At 71.9% G+C, this 13836-nt stretch carries 15 protein-coding genes; 2 read left to right on the top strand and 13 right to left on the bottom strand.

Going from position 1 to position 13836, the window contains the following annotated elements:
- The 11 genes from X946_RS36060 to madL form a co-directional block, all read right to left on the bottom strand.
- Window positions 1-333, bottom strand: a 333-nt coding sequence (locus X946_RS36060; RefSeq protein ID WP_038744849.1) for a hypothetical protein, incomplete at its 3' end; no start/stop codon positions are given.
- Complete coding sequence (locus X946_RS05835; RefSeq protein WP_081989372.1) at window positions 290-703, bottom strand: hypothetical protein; 414 nt, start codon at window positions 701-703, stop codon at window positions 290-292. The genes X946_RS36060 and X946_RS05835, both read right to left, overlap by 44 nt.
- Before the next feature lie 94 nt (window positions 704-797).
- On the bottom strand, window positions 798-1736 hold the full coding sequence (gene mdcH / locus X946_RS05830; RefSeq protein ID WP_038744830.1) for a malonate decarboxylase subunit epsilon: 939 nt from the start codon (window positions 1734-1736) through the stop codon (window positions 798-800).
- Window positions 1733-2884, bottom strand: coding sequence for a triphosphoribosyl-dephospho-CoA synthase MdcB (gene mdcB, locus X946_RS05825; protein WP_152611638.1), 1152 nt, complete (start codon window positions 2882-2884; stop codon window positions 1733-1735). The genes mdcH and mdcB overlap by 4 nt, the downstream gene beginning before the upstream one ends.
- Window positions 2881-3777 (bottom strand): malonate decarboxylase holo-[acyl-carrier-protein] synthase, encoded by an 897-nt coding sequence (gene mdcG / locus X946_RS05820; protein ID WP_038744829.1) that lies wholly within the window; start codon window positions 3775-3777, stop codon window positions 2881-2883. Before mdcG ends, mdcB begins: the two co-directional genes overlap by 4 nt.
- The gene (mdcE, locus tag X946_RS05815) at window positions 3752-4477 is read right to left on the bottom strand and encodes a biotin-independent malonate decarboxylase subunit gamma (protein WP_038744828.1); all 726 of its coding nucleotides are present in this window, start codon (window positions 4475-4477) and stop codon (window positions 3752-3754) included. Before mdcE ends, mdcG begins: the two co-directional genes overlap by 26 nt.
- Window positions 4464-5411 (bottom strand): biotin-independent malonate decarboxylase subunit beta, encoded by a 948-nt coding sequence (locus tag X946_RS05810; protein ID WP_038744827.1) that lies wholly within the window; start codon window positions 5409-5411, stop codon window positions 4464-4466. Before X946_RS05810 ends, mdcE begins: the two co-directional genes overlap by 14 nt.
- Window positions 5408-5725: a malonate decarboxylase acyl carrier protein gene (mdcC, locus tag X946_RS05805; RefSeq protein ID WP_038744826.1), complete on the bottom strand. Its 318-nt coding sequence runs from the start codon at window positions 5723-5725 to the stop codon at window positions 5408-5410. The genes X946_RS05810 and mdcC overlap by 4 nt, the downstream gene beginning before the upstream one ends.
- 13 nt (window positions 5726-5738) lie before the next feature.
- Window positions 5739-7385 carry a malonate decarboxylase subunit alpha gene (mdcA, locus tag X946_RS05800; protein WP_038744825.1) on the bottom strand — a complete coding sequence of 549 codons (1647 nt, stop codon included), beginning with the start codon at window positions 7383-7385 and terminating at the stop codon, window positions 5739-5741.
- Between the two features lie 146 nt (window positions 7386-7531).
- Window positions 7532-8299: a malonate transporter subunit MadM gene (madM, locus tag X946_RS05795; RefSeq protein ID WP_038744824.1), complete on the bottom strand. Its 768-nt coding sequence runs from the start codon at window positions 8297-8299 to the stop codon at window positions 7532-7534.
- A gap of 13 nt (window positions 8300-8312) precedes the next feature.
- The gene (gene madL, locus X946_RS05790; protein WP_038744823.1) at window positions 8313-8708 is read right to left on the bottom strand and encodes a malonate transporter subunit MadL; all 396 of its coding nucleotides are present in this window, start codon (window positions 8706-8708) and stop codon (window positions 8313-8315) included.
- A gap of 280 nt (window positions 8709-8988) precedes the next feature.
- On the opposite strand from madL, the gene X946_RS05785 reads away from it, so the two are divergent.
- Window positions 8989-9837 (top strand): LysR family transcriptional regulator, encoded by an 849-nt coding sequence (locus tag X946_RS05785; RefSeq protein ID WP_038744822.1) that lies wholly within the window; start codon window positions 8989-8991, stop codon window positions 9835-9837.
- Window positions 9838-10156: 319 nt separating this feature from the next.
- The gene (locus tag X946_RS05780; protein ID WP_038744821.1) at window positions 10157-10414 is read left to right on the top strand and encodes a DUF4148 domain-containing protein; all 258 of its coding nucleotides are present in this window, start codon (window positions 10157-10159) and stop codon (window positions 10412-10414) included.
- An 88-nt stretch (window positions 10415-10502) separates the two neighbouring features.
- Here X946_RS05780 and X946_RS05775 read toward each other — a convergent pair whose 3' ends face one another.
- Both X946_RS05775 and X946_RS05765 read right to left on the bottom strand, forming a co-directional pair.
- Complete coding sequence (locus X946_RS05775) at window positions 10503-11420, bottom strand: 3-hydroxyacyl-CoA dehydrogenase NAD-binding domain-containing protein (protein WP_038744820.1); 918 nt, start codon at window positions 11418-11420, stop codon at window positions 10503-10505.
- A 289-nt stretch (window positions 11421-11709) separates the two neighbouring features.
- Window positions 11710-13575 (bottom strand): phosphoenolpyruvate carboxykinase (GTP), encoded by a 1866-nt coding sequence (locus tag X946_RS05765; RefSeq protein WP_038744818.1) that lies wholly within the window; start codon window positions 13573-13575, stop codon window positions 11710-11712.
- Window positions 13576-13836 lie beyond the last annotated feature (261 nt).

Below are 13836 nucleotides of genomic sequence, written 5' to 3'. Positions count from 1 at the left end.
CGCGAAGTCGGCGAAGTCGGCGAAGTCGGCGAAGTCGGCGAAGTCGGCGAAGTCGGCGAAGTCGGCGAAGTCGGCGAAGTCGGCGAAGTCGGCGATGTCGGCGATGTCGGCGATGTCGGCGATGTCGGCGATGTCGGCGATGTCGGCGATGTCGGCGATGTCGGCGATGTCGGCGATGTCGGGCATCGAAGCGCGCGCGCCGGCGCGGCGCCGCCCGGCGTCGCGCCGCAGTTCTCGGTCGACGCCCCGCCGTTCTCGCGCCGCGCCGCCGCGCGGCCGCCGTCGCCCGCTATCGGCGCGCCAGGCCGTAGAGCCGCCAGAATTCCGTCGCATACGACTGCGCGAGCTGCGGCGCGCGATAGAAAACGTTGAAGTTTCCCGCCCCGCGCGCGTCGCGCGTCTGCGCGAAGCTCGCGGTGCCGAGCACGACCCGCACGTCGACGCCGCGGCCGCGCGCCGCGCACAGCGCCGACGCAACGGCCGCAGGCACGGACGCGCCGCCCGCGACCAGCACGCGCGTGCGCGCGAGCCGAATCAACTCGACCTCGATCTCGGTCGAGCTCGCATCGGCGTCGAAGTACGCGCCGAGCGCGGCATCGCGCGACGGAATCTGCGCGGCGCGCGCGAATTCGGGCGCGGACGTCGCGCAGAGCAGTGCGCAAACGGACGAGAAGACGGGAGCGAAACGAACGCGGTATGTCATGGGGCGGCAATTGTAGCCACCTCCCCCATCGTTGCAAACCGTTTCGTCGACAAAGCGCGCGGCGACGCATCGCCGCGCCCGCACGCCATGCGCGCTACGCGCCGGGATCGACGCGGGAAAACCATGCGCACACGCCGTCCCACGAGCGGAAATCGGCAAGACTGCGCGCCGGCAGCGCGGGATACGCGGCGGCGGCCATGTCGGCGAGCGCGCGCCCCGGACCGAGCTCGACGAACGCGCGCGCGCCCGCTTCAACGCAGCCCGCGAGACACGCCGCCCAGTCGATCGGCTCGGCGATCTGACGCGCGAGTTTGTCGACGCCGGCGGCGACGTCGAGCACCGGCGCGCCGTCGATGCCGGACAAAAGCCGCGTGCCGGGCACGGGTGCGCGCGCGATCCGCACGTCGGCGAGCGCCGCGCGAAACCGCGGCACCGCGGCGTCGAGCCAGCGCGTATGCGACGCGACGCGAACGCAGACCGGCGCGACGCGCGCCGCGCCTTTCTCGCGCGCGTGCGCGGCGAGCATGTCGAGCGCCGCGCGCGGGCCGGCGAGCACGTACGCGTCGCCCGGATTGACGATCGCGACCGCCGCGCCGTGCGCCGCGCACAACGCGTCGATCGCGTCGCGCGGCAGGCCGCGCGCGAACAGCATGCGCGCGTCGCCGTCGCTCGCCGCGTCCATCGCGCGCGCGCGGGCCGCGACGAGATCGAGCGCGTCGCGCGCGTCGACGAGCCCCGCGACGCCCCATGCGGCGACCTCGCCGACGCTGTAGCCCGCGACGCAGCGCCGGCGCGGCAGCAGCGCGTCGAGCCGCGTCATCGCGCTTAGCGCCTGCAGCGTGCAGACGAGCTGCGCGGCGAAGTTCTCGCGCAACGCATCGTCGCCGGCGTCGCGCGCCCACTCGCGCGGATCGGCGCCGAGGAGCGCGGCCGCATGCGCGAAAAGCGGCGCGGCTTGCGGCACATCGGCTGTCAGCTCGAACATGCCGGCGCGCTGGCCGCCCTGCCCCGAACAGAGAATCGCGATCGTCATGGCAGCGGCGGCGCGTCGAGTGCGGCGGCGAACAGGCTCATCGCGAGCAGATCCGCCGCGCCGCCCGGGCTCAGCCGGCGCGCGACGAATGCGCGATGCGCGGCGGCCGCGCGTGCGCGCCACCCGGCGGCGCCCACGCCGCCCCGCGCGAGAAATTCGCGCGCCGTGCGCTGCGCGAAGTCGAGGCCGTCGCGGCCGCCGCGATGCAAGAGGTTCGTGTCGTCGACCGCGGCGATCAGCGCGAAGCACGCGTGCACGCGCGCCGCCTCGGCGTCGCCCGGCGCGAGCCGCGCGGCTTCGCGCAGCGCCGGCACGCCGATCGCATACACGCTCGCGAAGCCGCCCGCCGCCTCCGCGCGCGCGCCGCCGACGCCGTAGCGACGCCCCGCGCGTTCGCCGTGGCTGCCGGCAAGGCGCGGGCCGCCGACGATCTCGCCGCCCCAACGCGCGGCGACGAGCGCGCCAAGCGTCGCGCCCGCGCATCGCCCGCGCTCCGCCGACGCGCGCAGGCCCGCGGCCGCGCAAAGCAGGCCGAGCCCGAAGATCGCGCCGCGATGCGTGTTCACGCCGCCCGTCGCCGCGAGCATCGCGTGCTCCGCGCGCAGGCCGATCCTACGCAGCACCGGCATGCCGGCGTCGTGCGCGCCCGCCGCGGCGAGCTCGGCGAAGTAGCGGGCGAGCGCCGCCGCGCTGCGGTAGAAGGTGCCGGCCGTCATGTCGTCGTGGCTGCCCGCGTCGACGTGGCTCACGAGACCGGGCTTCGGCCACGTGTCGATTTCGAGGCGAAGACAGCGCGTCGCGTGGGCGCCGATCGTCGCTGCCGCCGGCGACGTTCGCCGGTGCGACTCGGGTGTCGAATGGTCGAAACGCTCCGCGACGGCTCGCGCATCGGATCGATCGCGCGCGTTGTGCGCGGACGGCGTATGCCGGAGGATTCGCATGTCCGGTATCGCGGCGATGCTCGACGCATTCGACGCATTCGACGCATTCGACGCATTCGACGCATTCGACGCATTCGACGCATTCGACGCATTCGACGCATTCAGCAGCGTATCCGCCCCGCCCGCCCCGTCAAGCGCGCGTACCGGCTCGCGACGCGCCTCGCCGCACCACACCGCCGTCCATACCGAGGATGCGCGCCGCTTCATCGCCACGCGTCCAGAAATGCCGCCGGCTCGCAAAGCTCGACGCCCGTCGCCGTCTTCATCGCGACTTCGCGCTCGCCCGCGTGCAGCTCGCGCCAGTTCACGCCCGCGCCGTCCGCACGCAGCAGCTCGCCGTCGATGCGCATCGGCGCATGGGCGTCGAGCTCGGCGAGCGCCGCGAGAAACGGCGCGATCGCGTCGCGCCGCGATGAAATCGAAAACGACGATGTAGCCTCCCGTTCTGACGCCGATGCCGATGCCGATGCCGATGCCGATGCCGATGCCGATGCCGTCAGCGACGATACCTGCAAAGACAAAGGCAAAGCCAATGGCGATGACGATGACGATGGCGACATCGACGGTGCCGGTAACGTCGACAACGACATCGACGCAGACAGCGACGTCGAAAGCGACAGCGACGGCTCCGAGCGCAACGGCATCAACAAGACATCGAGATCCGACCCGTCGCCCACATAGCGCAGCCCCGTCAGCGTCTGCCACGCCAGGCTGCCGAACACCCGGCAGTCGACTCGATGCGCGTCGGCGAGCGCGCGCAACCCGGCAAGCGTCGGCCGCCACGCGGGCGGCGCCCGATGCTCGACGTCGCCGAGCGCCGGCAGCGCGTACACCGCGTCGATCTGCTCGCGCACGGCCGCAAGCGCGACGCGACGCTTGCCCGCCGACGGCGGCAGCGGCAACCCGAGCGGAATGCCCGCATCGCACGGCGAGCGCCGCCGCACGATCAGCGGCCAGCCGCGCGCGGCCCAATCGCGCACGTACGGCAGCGCATCGGCGCCGTCGCGCGCGGCGAGCAGCGCGCGCCACGCGTCGGCGCGCACGCGCACGAGCGTGTGCCGCACGAGCGGCGCGTCAGCGGCCGGCGCGGGCGAGCTCATGCACGCGCTGCGCGACGTCGGCGGCGACGGGCCGGCCGCCGCGCTCGGCGCCGACGCGGTCGCGCCGATCAGCGCGATCGGTCGGCCGCGCGACGATCCCGGCCAACTGCTCGGCGAGCGAGCGCGCCGGATCGAGCACCGCGTCGACCGCGCCCGTCTTCGCGAAGTTCTCGAGCCCCGGCGCGAACACCGCGGTCGATTGCGCCTTCTCGCGCAGCACGTCGACGGGCAGCTTCGTCACCCGCGACATCGCCTGCAGATCCATCACCTCCGGCTGCGCGCCCGGCAGCGCGACGAGCGTGCGGGTCGCGAGCGCCGTCGCGATGAACGCGCCCGCCGCCGCATGCCCGTACAGCAAGCCGATCGTCGGATGGCCGAGCGCGTCCGCATGCAGCAGGCACTTCGCGAGATGCGCGAGGCATTCGTTCAGGCCGAGCAGTTCGTCGCGCTTGCTCATCCGCTGGCTGTCGCCGTCGACGAGCACGAGGATCGGCGTCTCGCCGCCGCGCCCGATCGTCGCGAGCACGCGCTCGGCGAGCGCGAGCGCGCCGTCGACGCCGAGCGCCGCGCCCCGCGCGACGCCGATCACGTCGACCGTGCGCCCCGCGAGCGCGCCGTGCCCGGCGAGCAGCCCGTCGGCGTCGATCGCGACGTCGTGGCCCGACGGAAACAGCGAAGCGAGCACGTCATCGAGCGTCATCGCGCACCTCCGTCAAGCGGCCGGCCAACGCCGCGAACGCCGCGCCGTCGAGCGACGGAATCGCGTTCGCGTCGCTCGCGCCGAGCGCGCGCCACACGTCGAGCGCGTCTTCGCAGCCGCCGAAGCGCGCGATGCGCTCGGCGAGCCGCGCGTGCTCGGCCTCGAGCGTCGCCGTGCCGAACGCCGCGCCCGCGCGCGCCTGCGCGACGAGCGCGATCGCGGCGTCGCGAAACGCGTCGATCGTGTCGTCGACGAAGCGCTCCGCGCCGCCGACGAGCCGCCGATGCTTGCCGCCCATCGTCCGCCAGACGAGCGCGCGATCGCGCGAGTCGAACTCGTCGACGCCGCGCCGGCTCTCGATCACTTCCGGCCCGGACACGCCGATGCGCCCCTGCTCGGACACCGCGAGCGCCGAGCAGCACGCGGCGATGATCCCGCCGCCGCCGTAGCAGCCCGCGCGCCCGCCGACGAGCCCGACGACGGGCACGCCCGCCGCGCGCGCGTCGATCACCGCGCGAACGATCTCCGACACCGCGATCTCGCCCGCGTTCGCCTCCTGCAGCCGCACGCCGCCCGTGTCGAACAGGATCAGCACGGGCACGGAGCGCAGCTCGCGCGCCGCGCGCAGCAGGCCCGTCAGCTTCGCGCCGTGCACCTCGCCGAACGCGCCGCCCATGAAGCGCCCTTCCTGCGCGGCGACCAGCACGGGCGCCCCGCCGAGCGCCGCGCGGCCGACGACCATGCCGTCGTCGAACTGCTGCGGCAAGCCGAAAAGCGGCAGATGCGGGCTCACGAGCCGCGCCCGCGGGCCGACGAATTCCTCGAACGAGCCCGCGTCGACGAGCCCCGCGAGCCGCTGCCGCGCCGACGCCTCGAACCAGCTCGCCCCCGCCGGCGCGATCTTCGGATGCGTTTCCGTGGCCGCCGCGTTCATCGCGCGTCTCCTTCGATCGCGCGCACGGCCTGCGCGAGCCGCAGCGACACCATGTCGGGCCGCGCGCCGCCGTCGTTCACGGACAGGCGCAGCCCGCCCGGCGAGCGGCGCTCGACGAAATCGGCGACGACCGCCTGCCACACGTCGCCGAAGCCCGCGGCCGCCGTGCGGATGTCGACTTCGCATTCGGTGTCGGGCAGCACGCGCTCGACGAGCACTTCGAGATTGCCCGACGCGACGACGCCGACGATCGCCCACGCCGCGTCGCCCTTCGCGCGCGCGCGCGCGGCGTGGCGATAGTTCAACTGTTCCATTGCGAAACGCTCCTCACCAATTGCGGAATCGGGACGGCGGCGCGTACAAGCCGTCCGACCAATGCACGAGATCCTTGATCGACCGCGCGGCGAGAAGCCGCCGGTCGGCGTCGAGCGGATCGACGCCGAGATCCTCCGGGCGCTGGATCACGCCGCGCTCGCGCAGCCGCTCGACGAGCCGGCGGTCGCGGCCGCGGCCGATCTCCGTGTAGCCGGCCACGCCGCGAATCGCGTGCTCGCGCTCGTCGGCGTCGCGGCACAGCAAGAGATTCGCGATCCCTTCCTCCGTGACGACGTGCGTGACGTCGTCGCCGTACACCATCACCGGCGCGAGATCGAGCGCGAGCTTGTCGGCCAGGCGCAGCGCATCGAGCTTCTCGACGAACATCGGCGCGTTCTTCTCGCCGAACGTCTCGCCGATCTGCACGACGAGCTTGCGCCCGCGCCGCAGCGCCGCGGGCGTCGCCGGATCGGCCTCCTCGCCCGCCTTGATCCACGGCTCGCTCGGGTGACGCCGCCCGCGCGCGTCGCTGCCCATGTTCGGCGCGCCGCCGAAGCCCGCGATCCGCTCGGCCGTCACCGTCGACGAATGGCCCGCGAGATCGATCTGCAGCGTCGAGCCGATGAACATGTCGCACGCGTAGAGGCCCGCCGTCTGGCAGAACGCGCGATTCGAGCGCAGCGAACCGTCGACGCCCGTGAAGAAGATGTCGGAGCGCGCGCGGATGTAGTCGTCCATCCCGACTTCGGAGCCGAAGCAGTGGATCTGCTCGACCCAGCCGGATTCGATCGCCGGAATGAGCGTCGGATGCGGATTCAGCGCCCAGTGCGTGCAAACCTTGCCCTTGAGCCCGAGCCGCTCGCCGTAGGTCGGCAGCACGAGCTCGATCGCCGCCGTGTTGAAGCCGATCCCGTGATTGAGCCGCTTCACGCCGTAGCGCGCGTAGATGCCCTTGATCGCGAGCATCGCGGTGAGGATCTGCGTCTCGGTGATGCCGGCCGGATCGCGCGTGAAGAGCGGCTCGACGTAGAACGGCCGCCCCGCCTCGACGACGAAGTGCACGCGGTCGCCCGGAATGTCGACGCGCGGCACGCGATCGACGATCTTCTCGACCTGCGCGATCACGATGCCGTCCTTGAACGCGGTCGCCTCGACGACGGTCGGCGTGTCCTCGGTGTTCGGGCCGGTGTACAGGTTGCCGTCGGCGTCGGCGCTCACCGCTGCGACGAGCGCGACGTGCGGCGTCAGATCGATGAAGTAGCGCGCGAACAGCTCGAGATACGTGTGCACCGCGCCGAGCTCGATCTTGCCGCCGAACAGCAGCTTCGCGATTCGCTGCGACTGCGGGCCCGAATACGCATAGTCGAGCCGCTTCGCGATCCCGCGCTCGAACACGTCGAGATGCTCGGGCAGCACGACGCCCGATTGCACCATGTGCAGATCGTGCACCTTCGCGCTGTCGACGGCGGCGAGCGCCGCGGCGAGCAGATCCGCCTGCTTCTGGTTGTCACCCTCGATGCAGACGCGCTCGCCCGGCCGCAGCACCGCCTCGAGCAGCGCGGTCGCGTCGCGCGCGGCCACCCGCTTGCGCTGCGCGAGCGGCGCGGCCGCCGCGAGACGCGCGGCGCGCGCGGCGCGGGCGTCGTTCCATCCCGTCATAGAGTCGCCTCCTGCGTATCCGTCCGGTAGGTTCTGCGGCATTGTAAGCCGCGCCGCCGCGGCGATTGATGACGTTGCGCGATGCGACTCAGTGGCGCGCGCGATGGATCGGCCGGCGCGGCCGCATGCGATCCCGCGCGCGGGCGTCACGCCCCCACCGCCGCCTTCGTCGCGAAGAACAGCAGCGACGGCCCGAGCAGGCATCCGACGCCCGTATGGAACGTCGCGATCAGCGCGCCGTACGGCACGAGCCGCCGATCGGTCGCGGCGAGCCCGGCGCTCACGCCGCTCACGGTGCCGGCGAGCCCGCCGAAGATCATCGCCGCGCGCGGCGTGCGCAGCCCCATGAAGCTCGCCGCGAACGGCGTGCCGACCATCACGATGATCGCCTTCACGAGGCCCGTCGCGATGCTGAGCGCGATCACGTCGGAACTCGCGCCGATCGCCGCGCCCGTCACCGGCCCGACGATGTATGTGACGGCGCCCGCGCCGATCGTCGTCATGCTGACGGCGTCCGAATAGCCGAACGCGCGCGCGACGCTCGCGCCGACGACGAACGGCAGCACCGTGCCGAGCAACAGCGACGCGAGCCCGATGAGCCCCGCCTTGCGCGCCTCGGCGGGCTGCACCTCGAACGCGGTCGCGACGATCGCGAAATCGCGCAGCATCGCGCCGCCCATCAGGCCGACGCCCGCGAAGAGCGGCACGTCGGCGATCCCCTTCTCGCCGCCCGTGTACGCACCGCCGACGTACGCGAGCGCGAGACCGATCAGGATCGCGATCGCCGAGCCGTGCACGCGGCCGAGCGTGAGCTTCTTCGACAGCGCCGCCGACGCGAGCATGATGCAGCCGACGAGCGCGAACGACGCGACGAGCCCGTTGTGCGCGACGACTCTTCCGAGCATGTCGATCATGGCCGGCTCCCGCTCAGTTCTCTTCGGGCCGCGGCAGCGCCGCGAGCGTCGTCGCGTCGCGCCCGACGCGCGCGAGCACCGCGATGCAGACCGCGCACACGGCGGCCGCGCCCACCGCCGACAGCAACGCGACGGGCCCGCCCTTCAGCGCGGCGACGACGTTCTGGTTGGCCGCCATCGCGACGACGACCGGGATGTACATCGCCCCCCAGAACGCGACGCCGGACTCGGTCTCCTTCGGCAGCCAGCCGCGCCGATGCAGATGGAGCTTCAGGCCGATGAGGAGCAGCATCGCGATGCCGACGCCGCCGACGTTGGTCTTCGCGCCGATCGCGGCGCCCAGCAGATCGCCGAGGAAGAGCCCGGCCAGATGGCAGAACGCGAGCAGCGCGGTTCCGTAGATGATCATGCGTGCCTCCTGATTCCTGATGATGGATCGTCGCGGCGCGAGCGCCGCGGCCCGGCAGCTCGTCGTGCGAGCGCGTTCTCGGGCGGCAATGGCAATGCATCGGCGACGGGGTGAAGACCCGGCGGCCCGCCGCGCCGGCTTGCCGTAGACTGGCGGCGGCGCAGCCGCCGACGCCGCGCGCCCGAAAAGCGGGCGGCGCGACGGCCGGGCCTCGCACATCGTAGTCCCGCCGCCCGCGGCCATTTATGAAGTTGTCGAATTCGATTCAGTGGGTTTAGCAATGCGTCCGTTACCGCCTGAACTGCTGCGCAGTTTCGTCGCCGTCGCGCAGACGGGCAGCTTCACCGCCGCGTCCGAGCGCGTGAACCTGTCGCAATCGACGGTCAGCCAGCACATCCGCCGCCTCGAAGAGCTGCTCGACCGGCCGCTCTTCGAGCGCGACACCCGCAACGTGCGGCTCGCGCCCAACGGCGAGGCCCTGTTCCGCTACGCGGTGCGCATCCTCGAGCTGATGGACGAGGCCGTCGCGTCGGTGTGCGGGCCGCCGCTGTCGGGCAAGGTGCGGCTCGGCTTGTCGGAAGATTTCGCGCTGACGCACCTGACGGCCGCGCTCGCGAGCTTCCTGCAGCGCAACCCGGACGTGGAGCTCGAGATCGCGACGGGCCTGTCCGGCGAGCTGTTCGACGCGCTCGACGCCGGCCGGCACGATCTGGTGTTCGCGAAGCGGATCGCGGGCAGCCGGCGCGGGCGCGTGATCCGCACCGAGCCGCTCTACTGGTGCACGGGCCCCGATTCGCCGCTCACGGGGCGCGAGCCCGTGCTGCCGCTCGCGCTGCATCCGGAGCCGAGCGTGTCGCGCAAGCGCGTGCTCGAGACGCTCGACGCGATCGGCCAGCCGTACCGGATCGCCGTCGCGAGCAGCAGCATCGCGGTGCTGCGCGCGGCGGCGAGCGCGGGGCTCGGCATCAGCGCGTTCGCCGGCTACGTGATTCCGCACGGGCTCGCGAAGCTCGAAGCCGATCTGCCCGCGCTCGGCGATCTCGAATACGTGATCGACCGGCCCGCGAACGCATCGCGCCCGGCGCTCGCGCTCGAGGCGACGCTCGTCGCGGCGGCGCACGAGTTCTGACGGAGGAAAGCGGTCAGCGGCGGCGGCATCGCTGGCCGCGAACGGATCGCGCGGCGCGATTCCGGCGCGCGACGGCTTCGCCGATTCGGACATGCGCGTCGCGCCGCAAGCCTCGCGCACCGCCTCCGCGGCCTGAGCGGCCTGCGCCGCCTACACGGCCTCCATGGTCTCCGCAGCCTGAGCGGCCTCGCCCGCCGCCTGACAAAATCGCCATGATGCGGTCATCGTCCGCTCAGGCGCGCCCGTCCAGAATGCGACTCGACGGAACGCGAAGTCATGGCGCTTCGCTTTCCATCCCGTCACCTTTCTGGAGCTTTCGATGAATACGCTACGCTTTCTCGTCGCGGCCGCCGCCGTCGCGGCGTCCGTGCTGACCGCGACGTCGGCGCTCGCATCGACGTCCGACGCGGCCCAAGGCAAGACCCGCGCGCAGGTGCGCGCCGAGCTGATCCAGGCGTACCGCGACGGCGTGATCCCGACGCCGGACGGCGACTATCCGCCGAGCCAGGCGACGATCGACGCGAACCGCGCCCGCCTCGCGGCGGCCGATCCCGCATGGGCGCGGGAACAGCAGTGATCGCGCGGCGAACCGCTCGCGCCCGCGCATGACGCGACGCGCGCCCCGTCGCCGCCGAAGCACGCGCCGCGCGAACCGCTCGCGGCGATCAGGGCAAGAAGCTGCCGCGCCGCGCGTCGATCAGGTCGACAAGCAGGCGGTCGCGCTCCGCGCCGAGTTCCCGCATCGAGCGCGCGCCCTGAATCTCGCGCAGCGCGTCGATCAGCTTGCGATCGACGTCGGGCGAAAACGACGGCGCGCCGAGATCGTCCCACCAGCTCGCCATCGGGCCCGACAGATGCTCGAGGAAATGCGCGATGCCGCCCTCGCCGCCGCCGAGATGATAGACGAGGCCCTGCCCCATCAACGCCCAGCGCAGGCCGGGCCCCCACGACACGGCCTTGTCCGCGTCCTCGACGCTCACCACGCCTTCGCCGACCAGGTGATACACCTCGCGAAAGAGCGCGGCCGCGAGCCGGTTCGCGACGTGGCCCGCCATCTCCTTGTTGAGCACGATCGTCACCTTGCCGAGACCGTCGTAGAAGCGCTTGGCCTGCGCGATCGCGTCCGCCGACGTCGCGGCGCCGCCGACCAGCTCGACGAGCGGAATCAGATGCGGCGGGTTGAACGGATGCGCGACGAGACAGCGCTCGGGATGCGCGCCGCACGCGCTCTGAATGTCCGACATCCTGAGCCCCGACGAGCTCGACGCGACAAGCACGCGCGCGGGCAGCAACGCGTCGATCCGTCGATACAGGTCGCGCTTGAAATCGAGACGCTCGGGGCCGTTTTCCTGCACGAAATCCGCGCCGTCGAGCGCGGCGTCGAGCGTCGGCTCGAACGCGAGATGCGATGCGAGCGACGCGGCGCGCTCGCCGAGAAAATTCGCGAGCGCGGCATCGAGCCGCGCGCGCGCGTCGGGCGCCGGATCGGTCACGGCGACGTCGAAGCCCTTCGATAGATAAAACGCGGTCCAGCTCGCGCCGATCACGCCGGCGCCGACGACGGCGATCCGTTGAATCTTCATGGGCGGTGTCTCCTGGGTGTTCGAATGCGCGCACGATTGTCGCATCGAACCAAGGTGGCCGCGCGCGGCGCCCGCTCGAATCGCTTGCCGCCGGCTGCGCGCGCGCCGCCGCGTGCGCGCGGTCGGCGAAACAAAAAACCGCACGAACGCTGCTGCGTCATGCGGTTCTTCGCTTTCGCGCGATCGATCGGCGGCGCGCGCGTCGCGCGTGATGCGCCGCGCGTCACCTATCACGCATCACGCATCACGCATCACGCGTCGCGGCTCGCGCCGCGCCCGGCTTCGCCGCTCAGTCGCCGAGCCTCGACTCGATCCTCGCCTTCGTATCGGCGAGCGCGCCCGGCAGCCGCGCGCTCAGCTTGTCGAACAGCTCCGCGTGCAGCGCGAGCTCGTCGCGCCATTCGGCCGGATTCATCGACGTCACCTGCGCGTACTGCGCGGGCGAGAACGCGAGCCCCTCCCAATGCAGATCCTCGTAGCGCGGCGTGAGCCCGAACGCATGCTCGACGCCCGCGCCCTTGCCGTCGATCCGGTCGAGCATCCACTTCAGCACGCGCATGTTCTCGCCGAAGCCCGGCCACACGAAGCGGCCGTCCGCATCCTTGCGGAACCAGTTCACGCAGTAGATCTTCGGCAACGCCGCGCCCGACGCCGCGAGCGTCTCGCCGAGCGACAGCCAGTGCGCGAAGTAGTCGCTCATGTTGTAGCCGCAGAACGGCAGCATCGCGAACGGGTCGCGCCGCACGACGCCCTGTTGCCCCGCCGCCGCCGCGGTCGTCTCCGAGCCCATCGTCGCCGCCATGTAGACGCCCTCGACCCAGTCGCGCGCCTCGGTGACGAGCGGCACCGTCGTCGAACGGCGGCCGCCGAAGATGAACGCGTCGATCGGCACGCCGGCCGGGTTCTGCCAGTCGTCGTCGATCGACGGGCACTGCGACGCGGGCGCCGTGAAGCGCGAGTTCGGATGCGCGGCCTTGCGCCCCGTCTCGCGGCCGATCTCCGGCGTCCATGCGTTGCCCTGCCAGTCGGTGAGCCGCGCGGGCGGCGTGTCGGTGAGCCCCTCCCACCAGACATCGCCGTCCTCCGTCAGCGCGACGTTCGTGAAGATCACGTTCTCCGTGAGCGTCGCGAGCGCATTCGGATTCGTCTTCGCGCCCGTGCCCGGCGCGACGCCGAAATAGCCCGCCTCCGGATTGATCGCGTAGAGGCGCCCGTCGCGGGCGGGCTTGAGCCATGCGATGTCGTCGCCGATCGTCGTCACGCGCCAGCCGTCGAAGCCTTTCGGCGGGATCAGCATCGCGAAGTTCGTCTTGCCGCACGCGGACGGGAACGCCGCGGCGATGTGGTACTTCCGGCCCTCGGGCGAGGTCACGCCGAGAATCAGCATGTGCTCGGCGAGCCAGCCTTCGTCGCGGCCCATCGTCGACGCGATGCGCAGCGCGAAGCACTTCTTGCCGAGGAGCGCGTTGCCGCCGTAGCCGGAGCCGAAGCTCCAGATCTCGCGCGACTCGGGGAAATGCACGATGTACTTGGTCGGATTGCACGGCCATGCGACATCGCTCTCGCCCGCGGCGAGCGGCCGCCCGACGCTGTGCACGCACGGCACGTATTCGCCGTCTTCGCCGAGCGCGCCGAGCACGTCGCGGCCCATGCGCGTCATGATCCGCATGTTGACGACGACGTACGGGCTGTCCGACAGCTCGACGCCGATGTGCGCGATCGGCGAGCCGAGCGGCCCCATCGAGAACGGCACGACGTACAGCGTGCGGCCGCGCATCGCGCCTCGAAAGAGGCCGCCGAGCGTCTCGCGCATGTCGGCGGGCGCGACCCAGTGATTGGTCGGGCCGGCGTCGTCGCGATGCTCGCTGCAGATGAACGTGCGATCCTCGACGCGCGCGACGTCGGACGGATCGGACAGCGCGAGAAACGAGTTCGGCCGCTTCGCCGGATTGAGGCGCACCATCGTGCCTTGCTCGACCATCGCGTCGCAGAGGCGGTCGTATTCCGCTTGCGATCCGTCGCACCAGACGACGCGATCCGGCTCGGTCAGCTCCGCGATACGCGCGACCCAGTCGATCAGGCCGCGGTGCTTTACGTAGTCGGGAACGTCGATCGGAATGGTGCGCGTCGCCGCGACCACGTTGCTTCGGGTCATGAGAATGTCTCCGTGTTGTAGAACCAGAATTCCGTGCGCGCGCCGCGCGACGACGCGCGCGGCGGCTGGCGTAGCGGCGCTACGCGATGGCTGGTGGCGACGCATGCGCATGCGCGCAGCGTGGGCGTCGCACTCCACGTTCCGACTCCGAGAATCGAGGAGCGTTCGTTTTTTTTGGGGGTGGGAACGATTGTATCGCCAAGCTTGCTCATGCACCTGCCGTACGATCAAGGTGAAGGCCAGCATACCATCGCGATGCGC

The organism is Burkholderia sp. ABCPW 111, assembly GCF_000773065.1.
In the GTDB taxonomy this organism is placed as follows: domain Bacteria; phylum Pseudomonadota; class Gammaproteobacteria; order Burkholderiales; family Burkholderiaceae; genus Burkholderia; species Burkholderia savannae.
The sequence above is the reverse complement of the archived record's forward strand: the minus strand, read 5'-3'. Positions and strand labels throughout refer to the sequence as shown.

Bases quoted from the DNA above. Each gene is read 5' to 3' on its own strand.
- X946_RS05835 (WP_081989372.1), bottom strand. From the start codon at position 703: ATGACATACCGCGTTCGTTTCGCTCCCGTCTTCTCGTCCGTTTGCGCA.
- mdcH (WP_038744830.1), bottom strand. From the start codon at position 1,736: ATGACGATCGCGATTCTCTGTTCGGGGCAGGGCGGCCAGCGCGCCGGC.
- mdcB (WP_152611638.1), bottom strand. From the start codon at position 2,884: ATGAAGCGGCGCGCATCCTCGGTATGGACGGCGGTGTGGTGCGGCGAG.
- mdcG (WP_038744829.1), bottom strand. From the start codon at position 3,777: ATGAGCTCGCCCGCGCCGGCCGCTGACGCGCCGCTCGTGCGGCACACG.
- mdcE (WP_038744828.1), bottom strand. From the start codon at position 4,477: ATGACGCTCGATGACGTGCTCGCTTCGCTGTTTCCGTCGGGCCACGAC.
- X946_RS05810 (WP_038744827.1), bottom strand. From the start codon at position 5,411: ATGAACGCGGCGGCCACGGAAACGCATCCGAAGATCGCGCCGGCGGGG.
- mdcC (WP_038744826.1), bottom strand. From the start codon at position 5,725: ATGGAACAGTTGAACTATCGCCACGCCGCGCGCGCGCGCGCGAAGGGC.
- mdcA (WP_038744825.1), bottom strand. From the start codon at position 7,385: ATGACGGGATGGAACGACGCCCGCGCCGCGCGCGCCGCGCGTCTCGCG.
- madM (WP_038744824.1), bottom strand. From the start codon at position 8,299: ATGATCGACATGCTCGGAAGAGTCGTCGCGCACAACGGGCTCGTCGCG.
- madL (WP_038744823.1), bottom strand. From the start codon at position 8,708: ATGATCATCTACGGAACCGCGCTGCTCGCGTTCTGCCATCTGGCCGGG.
- X946_RS05785 (WP_038744822.1), top strand. From the start codon at position 8,989: ATGCGTCCGTTACCGCCTGAACTGCTGCGCAGTTTCGTCGCCGTCGCG.
- X946_RS05780 (WP_038744821.1), top strand. From the start codon at position 10,157: ATGAATACGCTACGCTTTCTCGTCGCGGCCGCCGCCGTCGCGGCGTCC.
- X946_RS05775 (WP_038744820.1), bottom strand. From the start codon at position 11,420: ATGAAGATTCAACGGATCGCCGTCGTCGGCGCCGGCGTGATCGGCGCG.
- X946_RS05765 (WP_038744818.1), bottom strand. From the start codon at position 13,575: ATGACCCGAAGCAACGTGGTCGCGGCGACGCGCACCATTCCGATCGAC.